The following is a 25,124-nucleotide window of genomic DNA, read 5'->3' as shown; positions in this document are numbered from 1 at the left end:
TCCTATAGTTGACTCTACTCCCCTTCAAAGAGTATTCATACCCAATTCCTTTCATGAATGAATTTCTCCTCTCTAAATTACGTAAGGACAAATTTTCCATAAAAAAGTACTTTTCAAACGAGGAAAGATTCATTATACTATTACTGTACTATTTATATTAATACAGTTAATACAGCTGTCCAGTACATATTTTAGGGAGGTGGTTGCATGTTTGAGCTCGACATCAGAAGCCGTAAACCCATTTACGAGCAGCTGGTTGAAAAATTTAAACAGCTCATCATTGAAGGAATCATGCAAGCAGATGAAAAACTTCCCTCGGTCAGGGAGCTTGCTCAGCAGCTGACCGTCAATCCGAATACCATTCAAAAGGCTTATCGTGAATTAGAATCTCAAGGATTTATTTATTCGCTTAAAGGCAAAGGCAGCTTTGTCCATAAGCTTGAGACACTGGAAAATTCACAAAAACTGGCTGAGGTACGCGAGGAATTGAGAAAGCTGCTTGCAGAAGCCAGCTACTTAGGAATGACGGTGGAAGAAATGGAGCAACTAATTGCAGAGGTAAAAGGGGGTACTGAGAATGATTGAAATCAATCACGTGCATAAATCCTTTGAAAAGACAGAAGCGCTCAATGACGTAACATTCCAAATACAAGAAGGTTCCATCTATGGTTTGCTTGGATCGAATGGTGCTGGTAAAACGACACTTCTCAGGATGATGGCAGGAATTATCAAACAAAACACTGGAGACATTCATATCGAAGGTCAGCCTATTTTTGAGAATTTGAATGTAAAAAGCCGGCTCGTCTTCCTTCCGGATGCACCCTTCTTTTTCTCGCAATATACGACGAAACAAATGGCTAAGTATTTCGAAAATGTCTATCCTAATTGGAGTCAAGAGCGATACAGCCATTTACAAGAGTTGTTTCAACTCGATGAAAATAAGAAAATCAGCCAGTTCTCCAAGGGGATGCAGCGGCAGGTTTCGTTTTGGCTTGCGATGTCGATTATGCCGGATGTGCTGATATTGGACGAACCGTTTGATGGGCTTGATGCGGTTGTGCGGAGGAAAGTAAAGAACTTAATCGTCCAGGATGTGGCAGACCGTTCAATGACCGTTGTGATCTCCTCCCATAATTTAAGAGAGGTCGAGGACATCTGTGATCATATTGGAATTCTTCACCAAGGAAAACTCCTTCTTGAGCGTGAACTGGATGATTTAAAGTCGGATATTCATAAAGTCCAGGTGGCCTTTAAAGGCGATCAGGAAGAAGAGTTTGAGAAACTGAATGTTCTGTATAAAGAAAAACGCGGGAGTGTTTACCTTGTGATCCTTCGTGGAGAGGAAGAAAAAATCGAGCGAGAGATAACGGCCATGCATCCAGTGCTTTACGACCGTCTCCCGCTTACACTCGAAGAGATTTTCATCTACGAAATGGGAGGTGCAGGCTATGCAATCGAAAACATCATGGTTTAAAAAAGAGCTGTTAAAGCAGGACCTCCGCAGTGTGGGCTGGATCAGCATCGTCTATTTACTAGGGCTGCTGTTTGTCTTTCCTCTGTCCATTTTAATGGAAACAGAGCATCAAGTATTTGTGGTTAATTATCGGGAGGATCAAGGTTTATTCAACTATCCATTTCAAGACCAGACCCTTTTGGTGTGTACGATGCCGATTTTAATGGCCGTGTTTCTTTTCCGTTATATGCAGGTGCGTTCTTACTCTGACTTTATTCACAGCCTCCCTGTAAAGCGTACGCATTTATTCATTCAGCACGTCGTAACCGGTTTTATTCTGCTGATTATTCCAGTAATACTCACAGGATGTTCTTTACAGCTTGTCCAATCCAGCATTGATGTCGAAGCAGTTTTTACGACCTCTGACATTTGGGAGTGGGTTGGATATATCAGTTTAGTAACCTCTTTATTATATATGGCGGGAATTTTTGCCGGGGTTATGACGGCGATGTCGGTCGTACAAGCGGGTCTTACCTATATTATGCTCTTACTGCCGTTAGGCTTATTTGAACTCATTTTTGCCAATTTGGAAATCTATTTAAAAGGGTTTACTACTCAGTTTATTTTCAATTTTCAAGTGGAAGACCTGTCTCCATTAACTAAGCTGACGTTTGCTAATGGGAATCTGTCTATTTCGATTCGTGAAGTGATTCTATACGTTGTAATTACAGTTGTGTTGTTGGGACTTGCTTTGTTTTTTTATCAAAAACGTCCGCTTGAATCTACTTCCCAGGCGCTGGCGTATCCAAAATTAAAGCCCTTTTTCAAATACTCAGTCGCGGCTTGTTTTACGTTATTGTCAGGCATGTATTTCTGGGAGTCGCAATACAGCTACTCGTGGCTCGTGTTTGGCTATTTGGCTGGATCACTGCTCGGATATGTCATTGCCGAGATGCTGCTTAAAAAAACATGGCGGATCTTTTCTCTTCGTGCTTTAAAAGGATATTGCGCCTTTGTTGTTGTCTTTGCGGTATTCGTGCTTCTGCTTAAGCTAGATCCTTTCGGTTATGAAACGCGCATTCCTAAAACAGAAAACATAGACAAAGTATATGTAGCAAGTTCCTCCTATTCTTATATGCGTCCGGATTCTAGCTCTGAGGAGTATTTAACAAAAAAAACAACGATAGAAGCCGCCCGTAAGCTTCACGAGCAGCTCCTTAATAACTCGGTTCCGGAGGAGGGCACTACAAGAAGCCTGTTCCTTGCCTATAAGCTCAAAGATGGCAGTAAAGTATTGAGGGAATACCATTTTAACGAATTTACTGGGATCAATGAATTTCTTAAACCAATATACGAATCTTTGGAATATAAACAGTACACAGAACGTCTCTTATCCACAAGCAATGAAGAAATACACCAGCTGAGTTTTCACACGAACCAGCCATCAAGGGTTGGATTAGTCGTCACAGAACAAAGCCAGATCAATGAATTGCTTGATCGCATACGAGAAGATCTTAAGCAGGAATCTTATGAGAATATGCAGGCGGCTCCTGCTAATTCAACGAGTATCAGTGCTTATTTACGCGATAATAAACAAATGAATATCCAAATCTCTCCACAGTTTACTCATACAGTAGACTGGCTGAAAAAGAATGGATTATATGATCAGGCGTTTATCACGGTAAACGATCTTGAGTCTGTGAAAATTATGAAAGCACCAGAAAATGTAATTCAATGGCGTTACGATCAGTACTTTTTTGACACGGTGCAGTCAGAAACAGCTGATGTCTTTGAGCTCACTGATAAGCAGGACATGAAGCAGTTGCTGAATGTTTCCCGGAGTGTCTACCATTTCGATACGAACTACCTTGTCCAGTTTAATTATAAAGGTGCTGGTTCTGATAGAACGGAGGTTTATGGAATCAAAGACAGCAAAGTTCCTGAAATTGTAACAGAACATTTTGAAAAAACGGAGTGAAGGAGAAGTGCAAAGTGAACTTGAGCTTTGAAGACATATATGAAACGTATTACGCTCGTGTGTTTCAAGCGGCAATAAGTGTCACAAAAGATCATGGGATTGCGGAGGATGTGCTACAGGAGGCTTTTTTAAAAGCCTATCAAAAACTTCATAGAATTGAAGATAACAAGAAGGTACAAGCCTGGCTTGTGACAATTACTAAAAGAACCGCGATTGATTTTTTAAGAAAAGAAAAAAAGGTGACACTGCTGCCGATCGAGGAAGAGATTTTGCCGTTCGAAAAAAGGGCAGAAAGTTCCACGGTAGAAAAACAGCTGGAAGTGAATGATCTGAACGAAGGAATAAAAACGAAGGTCAATACACTTTCGCCGAAGCTCAAAAAAGTTTTTCAATTGAAATATTACAATGAGCTACAAGAGAAAGAAATTGCTTCTAAGCTCCAATTATCTGATTCCTGTGTAAAATCTCGGTTATATCGAGCGAGACACGTCATGAAAGAAAAAGTATTGGAGGTCGTAGGAGACCAGACAGCATAAAAGACCGCTCCACATGTGGAGCGGTCTTTTTGCTGACTATTTTCCAAAGGAAGAAAGAAATTTAACGCGATCTCCCATAGGAGGAACGTTGTCATCGACAAGTGCAATCTCAAGGACAGCAGGACCATCGGCTGCTAATAATTTTTCCAGCGTTTCAGGCGTTAAATCTGTCAGATCGTCAACCCTTGCACTAGGGATGCCCATGGAGGATGCCATGACTGAAATGTCTACCGGCTCCTGTGAAAACCGGTTGTGGACCCGCTTATATTGAAGGGCGTGTCCGTGATGAACCATGCCAAGTCTTGCGTTATTCATGACGATAACTAATACTGGAATTTCATATTCCTTAGCTGTTAACAGTTCCATCCCGTGCATAAAGAAACATCCGTCACCAGTAATGCTGACTGTCGGACGGTAAGGATCAGCCAGTTTCGCTCCAATCGCACTGCCAATACCGCTTCCCATGGCTCCAAAATGGACGTTAATGTCAAAGCTGTCCGTCGTTTTTACTTTCATGTGATGCACAACATAGGACATGAACTCCCCAATATCCACCGCGTATCTGGTCGATGGAGGCAGACATTCCTGAAGGGCTGCCAGAACGTTCTGTGTATTGAACTCTTCCGGTGGCTGAAGGGGGGTTGTTTCTTAATAGTAAATTCCTGATCCACAAAACCTAACCGTTTCAACCCTGCTAAAAGTGCGGTTACACTGACACTTGCATCTCCGTGAATGGCGATATCCACCGGGTATTTTCGATTGAAAACACTTTTATCGAAATCAATGTGGATCGTAAATTTATCTTTATTTATATTAGCATTGTAGTTATTGGTCGCAGTCTCTCCTAAACTGGAACCGATGATTAATACAGCTTGACGATCGCCTTCATTTACTAATTGAGAGGCTGATTCGTGACCTGCAAATCCGAAAATACCTTTAAACAGCGGATGATCCTCTTTAAACAAGCCTTTAGCTTGTGGAGAGCAGACAATCGGCCAGTCAAGCAATTCGGCCAGCTGAATGACATCCTCCACCGCTCCTCGTACACCTTGACCAGCAAAAATGTACCCTTTGGTAATCGTAGAAATTTTTTGTACGGCTCGCTGTATTTCTTTATCTTCTGCAATAAGCGGCGTTCGGACAGGAAATTGAGGAAGAACAGGTTCAGGTATATCTGATAGCTGTATATCGATCGGCATCGCAATATGAACAGGGCCCGGGACTCCACTTAACGCTATTTGAACAGCTTTATGAATCTCCGGCAATAAATCTTCTGCCTTTTCTACACGTTTGCTGTATTTCGTCACAGGCTCATAGACGGGGGAGGCATCAAGCTCCTGCGAAGCGTTTAATCCAACTGTTTCCATAGGCACGGCACCAGTTAGAAACAGGATAGGTAAGTGTTCTCTCATAGCATTGGCAGCTCCTGTAATCAGGTTGGTCCCCCCAGGTCCGCTGCTTGCAATACAGATACTAAGAGAGTTTGAATACTTCGCATAAGCGGCTGCCATGTACGAAGCACCCCCTTCATGTTTTGCAATAACAGGGGTGATCGATGGAGTATCATAAAGCTCATCAAAAAAAGCATTCACGGAACCAGCCGGAATGCCGAAAATATATTCGACGCCGCCAGTCTTAAAATAATCCAATACCGCACGTACTGATTTCATACATTCATTTCTCCTTTATTGGTAGTTTTTTGTTAAGAGTAAGTACTGGTTGAGAAACTGAGAGGCTTTGACAGGCTTACTGAAAAAATATCCTTGAATCAACAGGCAGCCATGTTTGGAAAGAAAGTCCACCTGGTCTTTCGTTTCCACACCTTCGGCGATGACGTGAAGGTTTAAACTTTTGGCCAGGGTGATGATCGTATTGGTGATGGCCGCGTTATTTGAGTTGGTCGTAATATCATCGATGAAGGATTTATCGATCTTTAATGTATCCACTGGAAAGTCTTTTAGGTAGCCAAGTGAAGAATAGCCTGTGCCGAAATCATCGATAGATATTTTAATCCCCAGCCTTTTCAATTGCTGGATTGTAGCAAGCGTCTTATCTGTATTGTGAATGATAAGATTTTCCGTCAATTCGAGCTCAAGAAACTGAGGAGGAAGTTCAGTTTCCGCAATGATCTTCTCTATTTTGTAAGGGAGGTTCTCTTCATTAAATTGTTGCGGCGACAGGTTTACGGAAACCTCCAGCCACGTATAACCCTGATCATGCCACTTTCTCATTTGCAGGCAGGCTTGCTTAATGACCCATTCTCCAATAGCCAGAATCAATCCGGTCTCTTCCGCGAGCGGGATAAATTCAGAAGGAGCGAGCAGTCCACGTTTAGGGTGATTCCAGCGGATTAATGCTTCGACACCGGTAATATCATTCGTTTGAGTGTTCACTTTAGGCTGATAATAAAGCACAAATTCTTCCTGGTCGAGGGCTTTAAACAGGTCATTCTCCAACTGAAGGCTTTCCAGGGAACGGTCTTCAATATCAGGACTGTACAGTTGATATTTGTTGCCTGTCTGTTCTTTAGCTTTGTACATAGCTACATCGGCGTTTTTAATCAACAAATCGGCAGTGACCCCGTTTTCTGGAAATACACTGATGCCGATACTTGTTTTGATCGCGATTTCCTGCCCTTGGATGGAAAAGGGAGTAGAGAAGGAATTCAGGACATCTTCAGCGCATAAAATGGCTTCATCTTTATCTTTCACGCGTGGAAGTAGAATGATAAATTCATCGCCTCCTTGCCGGGAAACAGTAGCTTCTTTAGGAATAGCAGATTCAAGGCGGTCTGCGACTTTTTTGAGTACGATGTCTCCAAATCCATGACCAAACGTATCGTTAATTTTTTTGAAACGGTCCAAGTCCAGGAAGAGGACGCTCAAGGAGCTTCCATGAAGCTCAGCGTACGTCAGTGCCTGGCTGAGACGGTCGTGGAACAGCACGCGGTTCGGGATGTTGGTTACACTATCATAGTAGGCATGGTATTTAATTTTTTCTTCCATTTGTTTACGCGAGCTTACATCCTTAAATGTGACAACGTAGCCCACGATATCTTCGTTCAGCTTTTGGGGCGTAATGACGTACTCCACTGGAAAACTGCTTCGGTCTTTTTTAAAGAAAAACTCGTCCGAATGATCGTGGTTTCGTTGAATTTTAAAGTTCTTAGGTAAGGATTTTGAATAATCCTGCTTCTCAGAAAAACGCCAGTCAAAGATGTTTTGGTAGGATTCTCCAATCAGTTCTTCCTGATTCTTATAGCCGAGAATCGAAATGGCGGAAGGGTTGCAAAAGGTGATGTTACCGTCCAGGTCAAGACCGAAGATTCCTTCACCTGCGGAGTTCAAGATCAGCTCCTTTTCACGGCTCAGCTTTTTAATTTCTTTTACTACCTGCTCAAGCTCCGCGTTTTTTTTGGTCAGCTGGGAAGTCCGGTCACTAATAATCAGTTCTTGTTTTTCCATATAAATTAAATTTGACAGCACCGGAGCAGTGGCATCTACGATTGATTCCGCCAACTGCATCGAGGAATTCGGATACGTCTGGTTTTTTTCAATCAAGTTCACTATTGCGATGGTTCCGAGCACTTCACCCATGGCAATGAGAGGGATCATATATAGTCCTTTAATACCAAACTGCCGGCATGCTTCATGGTTAGGACGAGGGTCAGCAAAAGTGTCTGGAATAAATATTGACTTCCGCGTACTAATTACTTCTTTAAAAACAAGATCCTTCGTATGGTCTACTTTTAAGCGGCTGTGCGTTTTTTTCCAATCTTCTTCTGTCCAATCACTGTCTTTACTTAAACTGGCAGGCTGAATTTGCCTTTCTGCAAGCGGGTCAACGAAGTGGGCACCGATATTGGAGTTTTTCAACACTTTTCCTAAATAGGAAAAACAGCATTCGAGGGCTTCCTTTAAATTCGAGCACAGCGAAAGCTCCCGGGTCACATTAAGCAGCAATTGTTTCTCCGAAATTAAATCTTCTTTCCTCGTCAAGTTCTTGGCGTTTCTTATGGCCACCGCAGCCATGTTCACATAAGCCTTAACCGATTCGATCTCTGATGCAGTTAAGTTCATAGGAATACCATAATCAAATAAAAACACTAACCCATAGTGGTCTTCATCGTGGGAGATAGGAAGCACCAGTAAAGAATTAATCTTAAAAGCATCGATGGCTCTCCTGTCAGGCCGATCATCTTTGGAAGTGTCTGGTATGTAAATCGCTTCTCCGGTTTCAATTACTTCTTTGGCGAGCAGATCATGATCAGGATCGACGATGTGCATGTCCAGTGTCATTCCGTTAATTAATGCAGGTTTGCCTACATAGCCTTTATACGTTCCATCTTCCTGAGGTAAATAGATCCCTACAGAATCACATTGCACAATCTCTTCAGAAATGGCAGTAACGACATGCTCCAATACTTCATGCAAATCGAGTTTCGTGTTGATGAGCTCCGTGATTTGGGCGAGACGTGAATACCTGGATTGTTGATCAGCCATCGCATAACCTCCATAATGTTTACTAATGGATAATGTTCGACTTTTTTCTTATAGTTCCTTCTTTTATATTAGTAATTAATCGAAAAAATGGGTTATTAGTCACATTGTATACATATATAGGAAATAATGGATTTTTATAGAAAAAAACAAAAAGCGAGTCTGCCTTCAGGAGGCTTACTCGCTTATCTTATTCATATATTCTTTTTCTTCTTTTAGTGTAAACACATCGGTGGCTTTTCCGATCGTTCCTCCCTGAAGCTTCCAAATGGCATTGTGGTCTTTATCTGCTGTAGAGAAATCCCCGTGCTTCCATTTTGTTAAAATTCTTCGGTAAACGTCCTCATGGGATAAATCCACTTCATCGAGGCCGGCAAGAAGCCATTCAATTCGTTTCGGGTGAATTTGATAAAAACCCCACTTTTCCTTTGCCTGCACTTTTTGGTGGGCCATACCATGGATATATTCCTGATATTTAGCATCGGTCATCTTTTGCTTAGCTGTTGATTCGCCAAAAGGATTCAGTCCTTGGCTTTCATAGACAGCAAGCTGCTGGTCTGAAATTAGGCCGCCGGTGCTCTTTTCGTTTTGATTCAGCTGTTTTCCGCTTACAGTCCTGCCGGCGTTCTCAGCCAGCCAATATTCATAGCCTGCCCATATACCTCCAAGAAGGAGGAGAAGAGATGCTAGAAATATAGGCCAATTCTTTTTCATCTGATCTTCCTTTCCTAATCAGAATTCTTTATAAGCTATACAAATTATACCATAGTAACTAGGAATCATTTGCTTAATTGGTAGAATTTTCAGAACAAAAATTTCGCCAAAGTAAGCGGGAAACTTATCAAGAAAACACGAGTTGAATATATTCAGCTGGGAGGATATACTTGGTGGTGATAATGATTCTCAATATGGCAGATGATTAAATAGATAGATAGAGTAATAAATAGAAAAGGGAGTAAGGTGTATGACTGATCTTTACGATGTGACGATTATCGGTGCAGGAACAACAGGTCTGTATGCAGCTTTTTATTGTGGAATGCGGGATTTAAAGACAAAAGTGATTGAATATCAGCCTCAAACGGGAGGAAAAGTGTCCTTCTTCTACCCGGAAAAGGCGATATATGATGTAGGAGGATTTTTCGGTGTAACCGGTGAAGATCTGGTAGCCGGAGTAGAAGAACAAGCCGTAAGCGTCCAGCCGGAATTCGTCACTGGGGAGAAAATAGAATCGATCGTTACAAACACGGATGGAACATTTTTATTAAAGAGCAGTGGAGGTCAGAAGCATTATAGTAAGTCGGTCCTGATAGCTTCGGGGCTTGGGACCTTTGAAATGCAGCCTTTGGCGGTAGAAGGAAGTAAAGCGTATGAAGAGCGCATTCATTATACAATCCAGAATCTGTCCCAGTACGAGGGAAAGAGAGCTGTTGTGATTTCAGACAGCCGAGTAGGAATTGACTGGGCCCTTGCACTTGAGAAGGTAGCCAAAGACGTTCATCTTATAAATCATGGTTCAGAATTTAAAGCCGTGTATGAACAGGATATCGAAATCCTCGAGCAGTCCTCCGTAACCGTTCATAAAGAGACAAAAGTGGAACGGGTAGAAGGCAGAGGTGGTCAGTTGGAAAATGTGGTGATCAGTAACGGGAAAAAACTAAATGTTGATGACATCCTCGTTTATGAAGGACTGAAAATCGACAAGAGTCTGTATGGGGAGTGGGGATTAACTACAGATAAAGGAAGGCTTCCTGTTCAGAATGACATGGGGACGGACCGGCCGGGTATCTTTGCAGCTGGTGATGCTGTCGTCTATCCTCATAAAACAATGCTTATTGCTTCAGGATTTAGTGAAGCAATGACTGCGGTGAATGGGATTAAGAAATACCTTGATCCAAAAGCAAAGTCTCAAGTTTACAGCACTGTGATCTATAAGCATGCTGAGAAGTAGCAAACAGATAAGAATTTAAGAAACTTGCAGATAAACATGGAATGATATCTGCAAGTTTTTTATCTTTTGTCTTCTATGATTAATGTGAGGTTACATAATCAACATTAAACCCGAGATCTTTCAGCATTAGATGGTCTGCGGTACTCTCCTGGCCTTCGGTAGTTAAATAGTCTCCGACAAAAATCGAATTAGCCGGGTATAACCCAAACGGCTGCAGACTTCGCAGGTTGACTTCCCGTCCACCTGCGATACGTATTTCTTTTGTTGGGTTAATCAATCTAAAGAGACACAACACCTTCAGGCAGTAGAGTGGAGTTAGTTCGTCTGTACCTTCTAAAGCTGTACCATCTATGGCATGAAGAAAATTAACAGGAATCGAATCGGCATCGATAGCTTTTAATGCTCTTGCCATTGCGATCACGTCCTGTTTTGTTTCCTTCATTCCCACAATCACACCAGAGCAAGGTGACATCCCTGCTGATTTGGCTGATTCCACTGTTTCTACGCGGTCATCGTACGTGTGAGAGGTTGTAATGTGATCATGATGAGCTTCAGAAGTATTAATATTATGATTGTACCGATCGACGCCCGCATCCTTCAGGCGGGCGGCTTGCTCCGGCTTTAATAAGCCCAGGCAGGCGCAGATTTTCAAGTCATAGCTGGCTTTAATTTCTCGGACCGCATCCACCACTTGGTTTAACTCTCTGTTGGTCGGTCCACGACCGCTGGCTACGATACAATACGTTCCCGATTTCATTCGATACGCTGTTTCAGCCCCTTTTACAATCGTTTTCTTATCCATCATCCGGTACTTCGGAATAGGGGCTTTTGAATCAATGGACTGGGCACAATACCCGCAATTTTCAGGACAAAATCCAGATTTAGTATTAATAATCATATTTAATTTGACGTCATTACCATAATATTTCTTTCTGACTTGATAAGCGCTATGTAAAAGTTCAAGCAAATCTTCATCCGGGCAGTTGAGTACGGACAACGCTTCGCCATCGGCGAGTTCATGCCCTGCAAGCACTCTCTCTGCAACTATCTTCCAATTCATGAAACCATCCTCTCTTATTAAGCTGCCTGCTTTCTAAAACGGCTCCTTGAAAGAACGCTTTTTTCCAGACGATAACCGAGCAGTCCTGCAAGAACTGATAAGATTAAGTCCTTAGGAAGGGGAAAGATCATCCAATACCAGGCCATTTGGTAGGTAAACCCTTCTGGTGCATTAAACCAGAAACGGTAAGCAGCATACATCCAGTTTGTGCCGAAAAAATAATTAACAGCCATCCCGATTATGGCAGCTGTTACATAGATAGCAGTGTTCCGCTTTGTTTCGGCTAGTTTTCCAACGATGAAAGCGACAATAATAAAAGAGACAATAAAACCAAATGTCGGCGCCAGTGCCATGGAAAGTCCGCCTTTGAACTGGGCAAAAACAGGGGCTCCTGCAAGACCCAGAACCATGTAGACTACCATTGAAAAAGCACCAAGCCTGCTCCCGAGCACTAACCCAGCGAGCACAGCAAAGAAGGTCTGCAGTGTAATGGGCACGCCTCCGATGACTAAAAACGGGACGATTGAGGTAATGTTTGCCCCGATTGCCATGAGGGCAACAAATAAACTTCCGATTGTTAAGTCTAAAGCTGTCCAATTGTTGGATCTCAAATAAATTCCTCCTTTGTACAAGATTTACTATTTAAGAATAGAAGAGAATGCTGTTAAATGTCAACTTAAAATAATTTAGGTTTACAAAAACAAGGGGCATAGAGGTTGGTTTTTTTTCCATACTAAGAAAAAGGAGGCGATTGCTTTGGCGGAAAGAATTATTGCCGTTAGAAAAAATGGACAGGGCAGCATTGTAGAAATGAAGCTGTCTTCAGGAGAAGTGGTAGATTACAAACAAGCACAGCAAATGGCTAGAGAAGGAGCACTTGACCACGTCAATTTGTTTCGCGGTAAAGACGGAGAAGAGCATCTCAGGAGTGATCCGGATGGTGACGTCTCGAACAACCTGGATAATCTGCCAAGCTTTTAGAAATTAGAAAACCCCTTGTACTCATTTAACAATGACAAGGGGTTTTTACATGATTTTATTAGTTCAAGGAGTGCAGAACTTTCAAGGTTAGTGGGATAAATCTTTCGGGGTGCTGGTGGCACAGTCGGGAGTTTAGAGATTTTTTCAACTATTGTCGGTATTCCTATGTCATAATCTAACTATTATCTTTCATTAATAGAGGCTTGAGAGGGATGCATCAACATAGTTTTTGTAAGCGACGAATTATTACATGTGATTTAGTTCTATTTCGAGCACATTTTTGGAGAAGGTGAAGAGGGGAGAATAATAGAATGGAACTGTATTTCAAAGCATTAATTGAACCTGCCGCTGACGTAATCGAAGCGTTTAACAGGTGGGAAAATGATGAAGCATTACTTCCGCTGATCCACCCATATAAAGACGAGGCCGGGTTAAAACAGCGCAGCAACATTAGTCGAGATGAACTGATTGGACGGCTTGAACATCAGCGCGTTTATTTAATGTATTTAGATGAGCAATTGATAGGTGAAATGAATTATATGGTGGACCCAGATATGCTCTATAAAAAAGAGACAGGTACCGCCTGGATTGGAATAACAATTGGAGAGCCGGATGGAAGAGGGAAAGGATTTGGTTTTAAAGCCATCGAATTTTTGGAAGAACAGATTAAGAGGCAAGGGCTGAAACGCATTGGGTTAGGCGTATTTGAATTTAACAAGCAAGCGATCAGCCTTTATAAAAAACTGGGTTACAAGGAAATCGGTTATATAGAAGACTTTACCTTTTGGAAAGGGAAAAAGTGGGGAGATATCCGCATGGAGAAATATTTGGATTCCTAGCTTGAGGATGGCTTCGCTTAGAATAAAGAAGGGGCTGGGACAAAAGAGCTTCAGCCCATATAAATCCGAATGAAGGTGAACTTATTACGATAAGACTTCACCCTCGTTCGGATTTTTAGGTTAGTGGAACTTCAACTTCTTATAAGATGGTTGGAGCATGGCCGCTCAGACAGAAGATTTCTCTTTCCGCAAGGAAGTTCGATGTGGTACGTTCTTTGCCACATCGACTGAGCTACGTCCTGTAGGCCCGCGAAAAGCAGAGTGTATTTCCGAAGCGATTATTTAGTCCTATCGATGGCTTTGGAATTTCTCTCCCTTCATTCCCGGTTTTTAATTACGTCCCAGCCCTTTCTTTTACTGCACATTAAAATAACGTGCTTCCGGGTGGGAGAATACAATTGCGGTTACAGACGCTTCCGGTTCCATCATAAACCCATCGGTCAGCTCAATATCAATCTGTTCAGGTTCAATGAGGGAAAACAGTTTCTTTTGATCCTCAAGTTCAGGACAGGCAGGATAACCGAAGGAATACCGCTGTCCTTGGTATTTGGCTGAAAACCGCTCCTGCATTGTGAAATCTGTCGAATCTGGGAACCCCCATTTATCTCTCATCAGCTGATGAACGTGTTCTGCGAGTCCTTCGGCGGTTTCAAGCGCCAGTGCCTGCAGAGCATGACTTTTCAAATAATCACCGTTTTCTTTTAACTCGACCGAACGTTGACGGATTCCTTTGCCCGCAGTGACAGCAAAAAAACCAACATAGTCCATTTCCTTACTGTCGACCGGTTTCAAATAATCCGCCAAGCACAGATAAGGGGATCTATTCTGACGAGGAAACGTAAATCGTTCGATTACGGTCTGATGGTCAGATGGATCATAAATCAGGACGTCGTCTCCATTGGACTGGGCTGGGAAGAAACGGTAAAGTGCAGAGGGCTGAATCCAGCTTTCCTGCTTTGCTTTTGTGAGTAATTCTTCAACAACGGCTTTTAATTGCAGTGCTTTTTCATTTCTTTCTTCAAACAGGCGGGTTACTTTTCCTTTTAGTCCGAGATGGTGTCCTAGCAACATTTGCTGATTAATATAAGGTTCAATATGCGCAATCGAATAGTTTCGAATCAGATGCTGTTCAAAATCGTTGGGGACATGGATAGGTACATCTTGAGATACCGATGATTTTGGTTTCTCGGCAACAGCTGTTGCTGTTTTTTCTGCCTGCTGCTTCGTGTGGCCGGACAGGGCCTTCGCCTGCTTCTCGGTTTGTTCTTTTAACAGGATTTCTCGTTCTTCTTTGCTGCTAAGGCGGTTGGAAATGGATAATCCGTCCATAGCGTCCTTCGCATAAAAAACCGGTCCTTCATACTGGGTAGCGATCTTCGTATGGGTGAATTTTCTCGAAAGCGCCGCACCCCCGACAAGGATAGGAAGGGAAATTTTCTGCTGGGTCAAGTCTTGAGCCGTTAAGACCATTTGCTGAGCAGATTTAACGAGTAATCCAGATAAGCCTATAAAATTTGGTTTTTCTTCCTTGATTTGTTTGATTAAGTCTGACGGGGTGACTTTAATGCCGAGATCTACTACTTCAAAGCCATTGTTACTTAAAATTATTTCCACCAGGTTTTTGCCTATGTCGTGGACATCGCCTTTAACGGTGGCCAACAGGACTTTTCCTTTTTTACTGGAATTGTCCTGTTTTTCCATATGAGGCTCAAGAAATGCTACGGATGCTTTCATGACTTCTGCACTTTGCAGAACTTCTGCGACAATCAGCTGATTATCGTTAAACAGTCGGCCGACTTCCGCCATGCCGTCCATTAGAGGTCCATTGATGACAGCAAGCGGTGTATCGTACTGTTTGAGGGCTTCCTCTAAATCAGGGAGCAGTCCTTCCTTTGTCCCTTCTACCACGTAGTGGGCAAGCCGCTCAGCTAAAGTCATGGTTGAAGCAGGGACCTTTACTTCCTTTTTCTTTCCGCGATAGTGGGCGGTAAAATCAGCAAGCGTCGTTTCGGTCGTTCGAAATAGTAAATCGTCGGCCAGTTGGATTTCGTCTTTAGGAATAGAGGCGTAGCGCTCGAGCTTTTCTGTATTAACAATCGCGTAGTCCAAGCCTGCTTTTGTGCAATGGTAAAGGTAAACAGCATTTAACACTTCTCTTCCAACAGGAGGTAAACCGAAGGAAACATTGCTGATTCCGAGGATCGTCTGGCACTCAGGCATGGCTTCTTTAATCAAGCGGATGCCTTCGACGGTAGCTTCGGCAGAACCTATATATTGTTCATCTCCCGTTCCTATTGGAAAAACGAGTGGGTCAAAGATAATATCAGAAGGATTCAAGCCGTATTCGTTCACGAGCAGGTCCCGGGAGCGTTCAGCGATCTCAAGCTTTCGCTCTGCGGTTACGGCCATGCCCGTTTCGTCAATGGTACCGACGACGACAGCTGCTCCGAATTGCTGCACAAGGGGAAGAACTTCTTTAAATCGTTCCTCCCCATCTTCAAGATTGATGGAGTTAATGATGACTTTTCCTTGGGAATAAATAAGGGCCGTTCTCAGTACTTCTACATCGGTAGAATCGATAACTAGTGGAACCTTTACTTTATTGATCACTTGCTTCATAAAAGCTTCCATATCCTGCTGTTCCTCGCGGTCCGGGTCAGCGAGACAAATATCGATTACTTGGGCACCCTTTTTCACCTGGGCCCTGGCTACTTCGGAGGCTTCTTCGAATTTCTCTTCTGCAATCAGGCGCTTAAACTTTCTTGATCCAATCACGTTAGTTCTTTCGCCAACGAGAATCGGACGGTTGCTTTTATCCTCATCAATAAATGGTTCAATCCCTGAAATGGCATGTGGATGAGAAGCAGGCGCTTGTCTTGGAGCACCTCCGCGCACCGCTGCCGCAATGGCTTCAATATGTGCCGGGGTAGTGCCACAGCAGCCCCCGACTACATTCAACCATCCTTTCTCAGCGAACCCGGCGATCTTTTCCGCAAGCGAGGCCGGGGTTTCGTGATAATTGCCTTCCTCATCCGGCAGCCCTGCGTTCGGATAACAGCTGACCGAGGTCGTAGCAAGATTGGAGAGGGAGCGCAAATGGTCACGCATAAATTCCGGGCCAGTCGCGCAGTTTAACCCCACTACGGTGGGATTCATGTGTTCAAGGGACAAATAAAACGCTTCGATGCTTTGCCCGGCAAGCGTCGTACCCATCGGCTCAATTGTTCCTGAAACCATAAGCGGAAGCTTCGTTCCTGTTGTATTAAACGCCCGGGTTATGCCGACGTAAGCGGCTTTTACATTTAACATATCCTGTGACGTTTCCAGTAACAGCAGGTCGACACCGCCGGCAATTAAGCCTCGTGCCTGTTCCTCGTAGGCTTCACTTAACGCTTCAAAGGTCGTGCCGCCAGTTACGGAGAGTGTTTTCGTTGTTGGGCCCATGGCACCAGCAACGAAGCGGGGCTTTTCGGGAGTGGAATAACGGTTAGCGGCGAGCTTTGCAATTTCAGCTGCTTTTTTATTAATTTTTTCAGCTAAATGCCCGAGGTTATATTCATCAAGAACCAAATTCGTAGCCCCGAATGTATTCGTTTCAATAATATCTGATCCGGCTTCAAGGTAAGCCGCGTGAATCGAGTCAAGCAGACTCGGATAGGTGAGATTTAAATATTCATTACACCCATCATATTCTTCTCCTCCAAAGTCTTCAGGGGAAAGATCTGCCTGCTGAAGCATCGTACCCATTGCTCCATCAAGCACCATAATTTTATTTTCCAGCTGTTGGTTAAACAATGTGGATGCCATTCGCTGTCTTCCTTTCTTGCTGTTCCTTTGTTTTTTGTTGAATGTAGTTTGTCAGTTCCACCGTCATCTCGTAGCGGAGAAAAGGAGTGATTAAGTAGATCCCGTTAAATAAATCAAGGGCTGCATCAATGAGGGATTTGGCGATCGCAATCCCTTCTTTCTGCGATAACTCAGAGTCATGGCTGTACAGTTCCATTCGCTCGCGAATTTCAGGGGACAGACTGATACCAGGGACTTCATTATGAAGAAATTCTGCATTCCGGGCACTCGTCAATGGCATAACTCCAAGGTAAATGGGGGCTTTTATATGTTTGGTAGCATCATAGACTTCGAGTATTTGTTTTTCACTGTAAACGGGCTGACTGATAAAATAATCGGCTCCGTATTTGATTTTCTTTTCAATTCGTCCGACTGCTCTGTTTAAATTGCGAACGTTTGGGTTGAACGCACCCGCAACAGAAAACGACGTGTTTTCTCCTAAAGGTTTACCGGAAAAGGAAATCCCTTTGTTAAGCTGCTTAATGTAATAGATTAAATCGAAGGAAGATAGGTCATAGACAGAAGTTGCCCCTGGAAAATCGCCAATCTTCGTAGGGTCCCCGGTTACTGCCAGCACTTCATTGATTCCGAGTGTATGCAGACCCATCAAGTGGGATTGAAGTCCGATTAAATTTCTGTCCCGGCAGGAAATGTGAACGAGCGGATTGATGTTAAATTTATTATGGATGAGTGTAGCGGCTGCCGTGTTGCTGATTCTTGGGGAGGCAAGCGAATTATCGGCAAGCGTAACCGAGTCCACACCGGCTTCTTTTAACGCTTTTGCTCCTTCAAAGAAACGCTCGGTGCGAAGCCGCTTCGGCGGATCTAATTCCACTATAATCGCACGTCGTTCGGCTGCGATTTCATGAAGTTGGGGGCTGCGCTCCTTTACCTGGACTTCGGTTTTAGGCTGAACTTTCTTTTCCGGCACGGTTTTAGATTGAATGGGTGCTTTCCCTTTAACGGAAGCAGCAATGGCTTCAATATGTTCTGGAGTTGTGCCGCAGCACCCTCCGATCAGCCGGGCTCCCTGCTCGTATAAAGCCAAGGCGCTTTTTTTGAAATATTCGGGATCAGTCGGGTAGATTAATCTTCCGTCATCATAATCCGGAAGACTGGCATTTGGATAAGCAGAAAGTACGGCTTTATCAGGGAGGGGCACGTCCTCCAGTGCCTGGATCATATGATAGGGACCAAGGCGGCAATTTACCCCGATGACATCTGCACCGTTATTTTCAATTAATTCCAAAGCTTCGTTTAACGGAGTTCCGTCTTGGAGTACACCAGGTTCATGCATGGATACTTGAGCAATAACAGGCAAATCGGTTTCTTTTTTGGCGATGTGCAGAACTGCAAGCAGTTCTTCCAAGTCAAAATAGGTTTCAAAAAGGATGGCATCGACTTGTTCGAACAGCATGCAATAGAGCTGTTCACGAAAGCTTCGCTTTATTTCTTCAAGGGAGGTGGTTTGTTTTTGGATTCCGCGGATACCGCCGACAGTTCCCGCAACATAGCATTGATCTCCCGCCGCCTGTTTAGCAAGCTTGATGGCAGCCGTATTGATTTCCTTTACTTGCTCTTCCAATCCATAACGGGCAAGCTTCACGTAGTTAGCTCCATACGTATTCGTCTGAATAATTTCGGCACCTGCGTGAACATAGGCTTTGTGAACATTCAGTACTTCCTTGGCATGGGAAAGGTTCAGCTCTTCAAAACATTGGTCAATGCCGTAAGAATACAATAGCGTTCCCATCGCTCCATCACCGATCAACGTCCGCTCGTTTAGTGCATCTATTAGTTTCATAGATTTAACCACCTACCTTTGCGGCTGCAAGTGGAAGATCTTCCACCTGATTGAGAGCCGTTTCGAAATCACGAATTAAATCCTCCGGCTGCTCCAGTCCGACAGAAAGACGGAGGAGGCCGTCTGTGATACCACGTTTCAAGCGTTCTTCGCGAGGCATAGAGGCATGGGACATGCGGGCAGGGTAGGAAAGAATCGATTCCACTGCCCCGAGACTTACAGCAAAAACCGGGATTTCCAAGTGCTTGGAAAAATCTTTGACGGCTGCTTCATCTTTCAGTCTGAAGGATAACACAGCGCCAGGGCCTCCGGACTGGTAAGAATGTGTGGAAGCGCCTGGGTGCGATGTGAAGCCGGGATAATACACTTCTTCTACTTTTGGATGCTGGGTCAAATACGATGCGATTTTAAAAGCTGACTCAGAAGACTGCTTCAAGCGGCAATGAAGGGTTTTAAGTCCTCGAAGGACGAGCCAGCAGTCATGGGCTCCAAGAATCGATCCGAAGGCATTTTGTAAAAACCCCAGCTGGTCGGCAAGCCTCTCATTATTTACGACGGCGAGCCCGGCCACAACATCGCTATGGCCGGCGATAAATTTCGTCGCACTGTGAAGCACGACATCTGCACCGAGTTCTATTGGCTTCTGCAGAGCAGGAGTCATAAATGTATTATCGACAAAGGTTAAGCAGCCGTGAGCTTTGGCAAGCTTGGATACCGCACGGATATCGGTAATGTTTAATAACGGGTTCGATGGTGTCTCAATGTACACAACCTTTGTGTTCGGCTTGATAGCAGTAGCCACGGCATGCAAATCAGTCATGTTTACAAAGCTGTGATCGATTCCAAACTTAGTCAGTACATCTCGAATCATCCGGAACGTACCGCCATATACATCCTCAGAGATCACGACATGATCGTCTTGCGACAGCAGCATGAATGATGTGGAAATAGCTGCCATCCCCGAAGCGAAAGCAAAACCGTAAGAGCCTCCCTCGAGACTTGCAATCGTTTCTTCTAGCGCCTCGCGCGTCGGATTTCCGGACCGGCTGTAGTCATATTTGCCAGGTTGGTCAAAGTCCTGCTGGTGGAACGTAGACGCCTGCTGAATCGGGACGCTGACCGCCCCCGTTTCTGGATCGAATTTGTGCTTACTGTGCAAAAGACGTGTTTGAAATGAATGTTGTTCCGTCATTGGATAAGTTCCTCCTTTACCAATTGAGTTAATGCCTGATTGAGATCTCCAAGTAAGTCGTCAATATGCTCGACTCCTACGGAAAAACGAAGCAGTCGGTTGCAGACTCCGTAGCTCGTGCGCTTTTCTTCTGGTATATCCGCGTGGGTCTGTGTAGCAGGATAGGTAATAAAGCTTTCGACTCCTCCTAAGCTCTCCGCAAACGTAATCACTTTAAGACTTCTGAGAAAAGGATCCACACAGTGTTCAGATTCGAGTCTGAATGAAACCATTCCACCACGGCCCGGGTAGAGGACGTGGGTAACTGCACGGTGGTTCTGCAAAAATTCAACGACTGCTTTAGCATTCTCTTCATGTTGGCGCATCCTTAAGGCCAGTGTTTTCATCCCTCTCATCAAAAGCCACGAATCAAACGGGGATAATACGGCACCGGCAGTATTTTGATAGCTGCCCAGCTGTTCGCATAGCTCTTTGCCTTTGCCGATAACCAGCCCGGCTAAGACGTCATTATGACCGCCAAGGTATTTGGTCGCACTGTGGATGACGATGTCTGCCCCTTCCTGTAAAGGTTTTTGGATATAAGGGGTAAAAAGGGTGTTATCAACGATAAGCAGCAGGTTATGCTTTTTAGAGATTTTTGAAATGCTGGGAATGTCAGCGACGTGCATTAAAGGGTTAGTTGGGGTTTCCACGTAAATGGCTTTTGTTTTATCCGTGATCTGTTCTTCCAATGCCCCTAAGTTGTCGCTCCCACAGTAACGAAAATTGACCCCCGACTGCTTGCGGACGTGTTCAAACAATCGATAGGTTCCTCCATACAAATCCTCCGAAACGAGAATTTCATCTTGATAAGTAAATAGGGAAACAACCGTTTGGATAGCTGCCATACCTGAACTGAACGCATAGCCTGCATCGCCGCCTTCAATTTCTGCCATCGTTCGCTCCAGAATCGCACGCGTCGGGTTGCCGGTTCTTGCATAGTCAAAGCCGGTCGATTCTCCGATGCCCTTATGCTGATAGGGAGTAGAAAAATGTACGGGTGCATTGATGGAACCCGATGGATCCCCATTATTTTTTCCTGTATGCACAAATTGCGTTTCTGTATGAGGGGTAGTCATGATCATTCTCCTTTAGTGATTTTATAAAAATAAAAAAAGCCTTCTATAAGAAGAAGACTTTGGAATGTAAGGGTCCTTCTTCTTATCTTCCAAGTTGATGAATCAACTTGCTGGAGTTAGCACCATTCTGGTCAAACCAGTGGTTGCTGAGGCTTCGCCGGGCCAGTCCCTCTGCCTCTCTTGATAAGAGAAATACTATGAACTTGTTTAATTAAAAAGCTTTCTCACTAATCTACACTACTTTTTATCATTTTACAACAGAACAGAGCGAATTATTTGAATTTTTAATAAAGAATTCATTCTTTTCTTTTTTCTTAAAGACAAGACAGAAGGTTAAACGCCGCCCGATATTCCTCTTCCATAAATATGGCCATCCCCGAATAAGTTCAGCTCCAAATCCTGCGACAGTTTCCGGAGCAGCGCACCACCTGCCGTACTGTTGCCTTTTTCATCTATGGCTGGCCCGACAATCCCGATGCCCATCAACCCGGGAACCACCCCGATAATACTGCCTGAAACGCCGCTTTTACAAGGGAATCCCACTTCTACTGCGTGCCGTCCGGAAGAATTGTACATGCCGGAAGTCATCATTATGGCGTTAACGGTACGCAGATGGTTAGCGGGTATCAATTTTTCATCGTTATCCGGAGCTCTTCCCCCTCTCGCCAAAAACAACCCGACCTTTGCAAAGTCATCACAATTCATCATCACCGAATTAATTCGAAAATAAAGATCCAGAGCTTCTTCCACATCGGTTATTAAAGTACCAACGCTTTCCATGAAATAAGCAAGTGCCCTGTTTCTTGCCCCGTTAGCTTTTTCTGCTTCATAAACTTGTTCGTTCAAATGGAGTTCCTGGTTGTCGGTCACACGTTGAAGAAAGTGGAGGTAGCGTTCAAAGCGGTTATTATTATTGTGTCCTTTAATCAAGGCGGAGACGGCTATCGCTCCGGCATTAATCATTGGGTTAAAGGGTTTACTTGTATCATAGGATTCAAGCTGGCTGATCGAGTTGAAAAAATCGCCCATCGGCTCCATGCCTACAGCTTGAAACACACGGTCCTTACCAAAGTCGTGCAGAGCAAGCATGAGTGAAATAATTTTTGAAGTACTCTGCATAGGGACAGTTTGCTCCCAGTTTCCTCCTGTAAACTTTTGTTGGTCTGTGGTTAGGATCGTGACTCCAAGCAGGTCTTTTTTTGTGCCATCTAAATCAGGAAGGGAAGTGTTCACTTCTCCTTGGGCAGCAAACGGCATGCTGTCTTCTACAGCGTCCTCTAAGTAGTCGTTATTAAGCTTATGCATTATCCATACTCCTTACTTAGAAAAAATAGTCATTTCTGTTAAATTACCCAGCCATCAGCTTCTATAATCGAAGGACAAAGGGAAAAAGCCATCGATCATCCCGATAGCTTCAAATCTTTATTCCTGTTTTAAATAGCGGCGATCCTTTAAGAAAAGTTTCCAGAACAGGATGAAACCTGGGATGAGAATGGCGAAGCCAATACCGTAAACAACCAGCAGCTGATAAAAAATAGTAGGGTTCGTAAATCCTTCTTCCACGGTTAAATGAGGGTACACTAAGTAGGGAAGATGGGCAGATCCGTACGCATAAATCGCTGCTCCGTATTGCAGCATGATTAAGATAACGGCCGGCCGTGGATGTCCCCGGTATTCTTTATACCGTTTCACGAATAAAAATCCATATCCTACAAGAAAAAAGATCAGTGAAACGATAAACCAGTCAGGATTGGCTTGTATTTTATTTACAATCCAGCCGGCTTCCTGAGGCATCGCAGCAATAGTGAGCACAGCAACAATAATGGATACAGGGCCGAGCCAAAGCGCGTGGCTCCGGTATGTTTGGAAAGCTGACCAGTCGTCTGCTTCTTTAGCATAATCCATTAGAAATACCGAAGAAATAAACAGCTCGGTAGATAAACCGAAGGCGACATGCATATAAAGGGTTGGATCTTTAAACAGATTTCCATAGTGGAGCTGAGGGTAGCCATTCTCAAATTCGATAAATCCGCCTAAAGTAATAGGGAGGATACTTACGAGCAGCGCTGGGATCATCAGGCCGGTAATTCCTGATGTAATCCTTAGAATGTTTTTAAACTTTTGAGCATGGTGGGCAAATACCATAAAAGTTGTCCGAATGGTCAGCAGGATAAGGCCAAGGCCGACAGGAACAAGCAAAAGACTCCCAAGCATCGTCGTTGCAAAAGGAAAAAAAGTAACGAGAGCAACGACTAAAATGACAAAAAACACATTGGTGATTTCCCACGTAGGAGAAAGAAACCGGTTCGCGATTACTGAAGCATTGGTATGTTTGTTTTTTCCATAAACCATTCCCCAAAAACCAGCGCCGAAATCCAGCGATCCTAAAATGGAGTAAACAAAAAGAAAGCTCCATAGGATGGTAATCGCAAGGGTTGATGCTTCCATAATTGTTCAGCTCCTTTTTTAAGATTCAGCTTGCGGAAGTTCTTTGCTGACTGGATTCCGTTTGAAATAAAATCGTAAAACGAATGCTGTCACAAACAAAAGCGTTAAGTAGAGGGAAATAAATAATAGGAACAGTATGCCGACACTATTGGACTTTGTTGCTGCTGTGTCCGTCCGGAGCACGTCATTAATGGTCCACGGCTGTCTTCCAATACAGCTGAAGCACCAGCCGGTTTCGATGGCGATAATCCCAAGCGGGCCGCCTACGACAAGCAAGGCAAGAAGCCAATTAGGAAACTCCCGTTTTAAAAGTAATTTCCAGGCAAGGGCGAAGAAAGAGAGTACGAGCAGGATAGAACCGATGCCCACCATCACGTTAAATAGAATATGGATGTAGAGCGGCGGCCACAGATCCTGAGGATATTCATTCAGTCCTTTAACCTCTGTATCAAAACGGTTCCCAGCGAGAAAGCTTAGCGCCGATGGGATTTCAACTGCATATTTTACTTCCTGATCCTCAAGCGATGTATAGCCGCCGATCGATAATGGGGCATACCTTGTCGTTTCAAACAGCCCTTCAGCCCCCGCTAGTTTTCTTGGTAAGTATTCGTGGAGCATTTGGGCCGTTTCATGACCATTTAAGGCAGTAGCAAGCGACATAGCAGCTCCAAAGTAAAGTGAAATCATCAGCGCTTTTTTATGATAGTTTCGTTCCTGTTTCGAAAGGTTTCGTTTTAACAGCCGGAGAGCGGCGATCGAACCTATTAAAAAAGCAACTGTCATATAAGCTGAGAGTGTGACATGCATAGCTGTGATGCCGAAGCTCGGGTTGAAGAAAGCCGCCCAGGGGTCGACATTCGTGACTTCCCCACTTTCTGTAAGATCAAATCCAGCTGGAGTGTTCATCCATGCATGTACATCTGTAATCATAATCGCTGAAGCAGTCGCTCCAAGTGCAACGAAAAAGATGCTCAATATTCTCAGAGAAGGAGGAAGCCGGTCTGCTGCATATAAATAGATGGACATGAAGACAGCTTCGATTAAAAAGGCGAAGATTTCCATTTGAAAGGGCAGGGAAATGACCTGACCGACAATTTCCATAAAGTTAGGAAATAAGAGGGAAATGAGCACGCCAACAATGGTACCCGAAGCAATCGCAACGGCGAGCAGCACAGCAAATCCTTTCGTCCACCTTCTTGCCATTAACGCATAATCAGGATCTTTTTTAATTAAATGAAGAATTTCGGCTATGATAATCATCACCGGTACACCGACGCCGATCGTTGCATATATAATATGAAAGCCGAGAGATGTACCAAATAAGGAACGAGCCATCACAACGGTATCCAAAGAAAAGTCACCTCATTTTGAAAAATCAGCAATACTTAGCTTATTTTTCCAAGGTGATAGGGGTTTATACAT

At 43.9% G+C, this 25,124-nt stretch carries 18 protein-coding genes, 1 pseudogene and 1 riboswitch; of the genes and pseudogenes, 7 read left to right on the top strand and 12 right to left on the bottom strand.

What is annotated here, in order from left to right; all coding sequences use genetic code 11:
* Positions 1–207: 207 nt before the first annotated feature.
* Genes MUN89_RS00485 through MUN89_RS00470 form a run of 4 tightly spaced genes read left to right on the top strand, consistent with a single transcriptional unit; the run spans position 208 to position 3,967 of the window.
* Positions 208–585 (top strand): GntR family transcriptional regulator, encoded by a 378-nt coding sequence (locus MUN89_RS00485; protein WP_244710524.1) that lies wholly within the window; start codon positions 208–210, stop codon positions 583–585.
* Positions 578–1,474, top strand: a complete 897-nt coding sequence (locus MUN89_RS00480; protein WP_244710523.1) for an ABC transporter ATP-binding protein — start codon at positions 578–580, stop codon at positions 1,472–1,474. The genes MUN89_RS00485 and MUN89_RS00480 overlap by 8 nt, the downstream gene beginning before the upstream one ends.
* Positions 1,449–3,431 carry a DUF6449 domain-containing protein gene (locus tag MUN89_RS00475; protein WP_244710521.1) on the top strand — a complete coding sequence of 661 codons (1,983 nt, stop codon included), beginning with the start codon at positions 1,449–1,451 and terminating at the stop codon, positions 3,429–3,431. Before MUN89_RS00480 ends, MUN89_RS00475 begins: the two co-directional genes overlap by 26 nt.
* A gap of 14 nt (positions 3,432–3,445) precedes the next feature.
* Positions 3,446–3,967: an RNA polymerase sigma factor gene (locus tag MUN89_RS00470; protein WP_244710519.1), complete on the top strand. Its 522-nt coding sequence runs from the start codon at positions 3,446–3,448 to the stop codon at positions 3,965–3,967.
* A gap of 36 nt (positions 3,968–4,003) precedes the next feature.
* On the opposite strand, the pseudogene MUN89_RS00465 reads toward MUN89_RS00470, so the two are convergent.
* The 3 genes and pseudogenes from MUN89_RS00465 to MUN89_RS00455 form a co-directional block, all read right to left on the bottom strand.
* Positions 4,004–5,637: pseudogene (locus MUN89_RS00465) on the bottom strand (thiamine pyrophosphate-binding protein).
* A 15-nt stretch (positions 5,638–5,652) separates the two neighbouring features.
* Positions 5,653–8,469 (bottom strand): EAL domain-containing protein, encoded by a 2,817-nt coding sequence (locus MUN89_RS00460; RefSeq protein ID WP_244710517.1) that lies wholly within the window; start codon positions 8,467–8,469, stop codon positions 5,653–5,655.
* A 174-nt stretch (positions 8,470–8,643) separates the two neighbouring features.
* Positions 8,644–9,180 carry a DUF6241 domain-containing protein gene (locus MUN89_RS00455; RefSeq protein WP_244710515.1) on the bottom strand — a complete coding sequence of 179 codons (537 nt, stop codon included), beginning with the start codon at positions 9,178–9,180 and terminating at the stop codon, positions 8,644–8,646.
* Between the two features lie 250 nt (positions 9,181–9,430).
* On the opposite strand from MUN89_RS00455, the gene MUN89_RS00450 reads away from it, so the two are divergent.
* On the top strand, positions 9,431–10,414 hold the full coding sequence (locus MUN89_RS00450) for an NAD(P)/FAD-dependent oxidoreductase (RefSeq protein WP_244710513.1): 984 nt from the start codon (positions 9,431–9,433) through the stop codon (positions 10,412–10,414).
* A 79-nt stretch (positions 10,415–10,493) separates the two neighbouring features.
* Here the strand turns inward: MUN89_RS00450 and bioB are convergent, their stop codons facing one another.
* Together bioB and MUN89_RS00440 are read right to left on the bottom strand one after the other, a co-directional pair.
* Entirely contained in the window at positions 10,494–11,474 is a 981-nt protein-coding gene (bioB, locus tag MUN89_RS00445) for a biotin synthase BioB (protein ID WP_244710512.1), read from the bottom strand.
* Positions 11,475–11,491: 17 nt separating this feature from the next.
* The gene (locus tag MUN89_RS00440) at positions 11,492–12,085 is read right to left on the bottom strand and encodes a biotin transporter BioY (RefSeq protein WP_396266068.1); all 594 of its coding nucleotides are present in this window, start codon (positions 12,083–12,085) and stop codon (positions 11,492–11,494) included.
* 145 nt (positions 12,086–12,230) lie between these two features.
* On the opposite strand from MUN89_RS00440, the gene MUN89_RS00435 reads away from it, so the two are divergent.
* Complete coding sequence (locus MUN89_RS00435; RefSeq protein ID WP_244710510.1) at positions 12,231–12,455, top strand: DUF3892 domain-containing protein; 225 nt, start codon at positions 12,231–12,233, stop codon at positions 12,453–12,455.
* A 311-nt stretch (positions 12,456–12,766) separates the two neighbouring features.
* Entirely contained in the window at positions 12,767–13,294 is a 528-nt protein-coding gene (locus MUN89_RS00430; RefSeq protein WP_244710508.1) for a GNAT family N-acetyltransferase, read from the top strand.
* Positions 13,295–13,648: 354 nt separating this feature from the next.
* Here MUN89_RS00430 and metH read toward each other — a convergent pair whose 3' ends face one another.
* The 7 genes from metH to MUN89_RS00395 form a co-directional block, all read right to left on the bottom strand.
* On the bottom strand, positions 13,649–17,101 hold the full coding sequence (gene metH / locus MUN89_RS00425; protein WP_244710507.1) for a methionine synthase: 3,453 nt from the start codon (positions 17,099–17,101) through the stop codon (positions 13,649–13,651).
* Positions 17,082–18,944: a bifunctional homocysteine S-methyltransferase/methylenetetrahydrofolate reductase gene (locus tag MUN89_RS00420; RefSeq protein WP_244710505.1), complete on the bottom strand. Its 1,863-nt coding sequence runs from the start codon at positions 18,942–18,944 to the stop codon at positions 17,082–17,084. The genes metH and MUN89_RS00420 overlap by 20 nt, the downstream gene beginning before the upstream one ends.
* A gap of 4 nt (positions 18,945–18,948) precedes the next feature.
* Positions 18,949–20,136: a cystathionine beta-lyase gene (gene metC / locus MUN89_RS00415; protein ID WP_244710503.1), complete on the bottom strand. Its 1,188-nt coding sequence runs from the start codon at positions 20,134–20,136 to the stop codon at positions 18,949–18,951.
* Positions 20,133–21,254, bottom strand: coding sequence for a methionine biosynthesis PLP-dependent protein (locus MUN89_RS00410; RefSeq protein WP_244710501.1), 1,122 nt, complete (start codon positions 21,252–21,254; stop codon positions 20,133–20,135). Before MUN89_RS00410 ends, metC begins: the two co-directional genes overlap by 4 nt.
* 79 nt (positions 21,255–21,333) lie before the next feature.
* Positions 21,334–21,444: riboswitch (SAM riboswitch) on the bottom strand.
* Between the two features lie 143 nt (positions 21,445–21,587).
* Entirely contained in the window at positions 21,588–22,559 is a 972-nt protein-coding gene (gene glsA, locus MUN89_RS00405; RefSeq protein ID WP_244710499.1) for a glutaminase A, read from the bottom strand.
* Between the two features lie 117 nt (positions 22,560–22,676).
* Positions 22,677–23,702 (bottom strand): cytochrome d ubiquinol oxidase subunit II, encoded by a 1,026-nt coding sequence (locus tag MUN89_RS00400; protein WP_244710497.1) that lies wholly within the window; start codon positions 23,700–23,702, stop codon positions 22,677–22,679.
* 18 nt (positions 23,703–23,720) lie between these two features.
* On the bottom strand, positions 23,721–25,052 hold the full coding sequence (locus MUN89_RS00395; RefSeq protein WP_244710495.1) for a cytochrome ubiquinol oxidase subunit I: 1,332 nt from the start codon (positions 25,050–25,052) through the stop codon (positions 23,721–23,723).
* Positions 25,053–25,124 lie beyond the last annotated feature (72 nt).

It is taken from the genome of Halobacillus salinarum (assembly GCF_022919095.1).
Classification (GTDB): domain Bacteria; phylum Bacillota; class Bacilli; order Bacillales; family Halobacillaceae; genus Halobacillus_B; species Halobacillus_B salinarum.
The sequence above is the reverse complement of the archived record's forward strand: the minus strand, read 5'-3'. Positions and strand labels throughout refer to the sequence as shown.

What these genes read in the sequence shown, in the direction of transcription:
- metH (WP_244710507.1), bottom strand. Translation starts at nt 17,101, where the DNA reads ATGGCATCCACATTGTTTAACCAACAGCTGGAAAATAAAATTATGGTG.
- MUN89_RS00450 (WP_244710513.1), top strand. Translation starts at nt 9,431, where the DNA reads ATGACTGATCTTTACGATGTGACGATTATCGGTGCAGGAACAACAGGT.
- MUN89_RS00430 (WP_244710508.1), top strand. Translation starts at nt 12,767, where the DNA reads ATGGAACTGTATTTCAAAGCATTAATTGAACCTGCCGCTGACGTAATC.
- MUN89_RS00460 (WP_244710517.1), bottom strand. Translation starts at nt 8,469, where the DNA reads ATGGCTGATCAACAATCCAGGTATTCACGTCTCGCCCAAATCACGGAG.
- MUN89_RS00480 (WP_244710523.1), top strand. Translation starts at nt 578, where the DNA reads ATGATTGAAATCAATCACGTGCATAAATCCTTTGAAAAGACAGAAGCG.
- MUN89_RS00475 (WP_244710521.1), top strand. Translation starts at nt 1,449, where the DNA reads ATGCAATCGAAAACATCATGGTTTAAAAAAGAGCTGTTAAAGCAGGAC.
- MUN89_RS00400 (WP_244710497.1), bottom strand. Translation starts at nt 23,702, where the DNA reads ATGGAAGCATCAACCCTTGCGATTACCATCCTATGGAGCTTTCTTTTT.
- MUN89_RS00455 (WP_244710515.1), bottom strand. Translation starts at nt 9,180, where the DNA reads ATGAAAAAGAATTGGCCTATATTTCTAGCATCTCTTCTCCTCCTTCTT.
- MUN89_RS00485 (WP_244710524.1), top strand. Translation starts at nt 208, where the DNA reads ATGTTTGAGCTCGACATCAGAAGCCGTAAACCCATTTACGAGCAGCTG.
- MUN89_RS00410 (WP_244710501.1), bottom strand. Translation starts at nt 21,254, where the DNA reads ATGACTACCCCTCATACAGAAACGCAATTTGTGCATACAGGAAAAAAT.
- metC (WP_244710503.1), bottom strand. Translation starts at nt 20,136, where the DNA reads ATGACGGAACAACATTCATTTCAAACACGTCTTTTGCACAGTAAGCAC.
- MUN89_RS00420 (WP_244710505.1), bottom strand. Translation starts at nt 18,944, where the DNA reads ATGAAACTAATAGATGCACTAAACGAGCGGACGTTGATCGGTGATGGA.
- glsA (WP_244710499.1), bottom strand. Translation starts at nt 22,559, where the DNA reads ATGCATAAGCTTAATAACGACTACTTAGAGGACGCTGTAGAAGACAGC.
- bioB (WP_244710512.1), bottom strand. Translation starts at nt 11,474, where the DNA reads ATGAATTGGAAGATAGTTGCAGAGAGAGTGCTTGCAGGGCATGAACTC.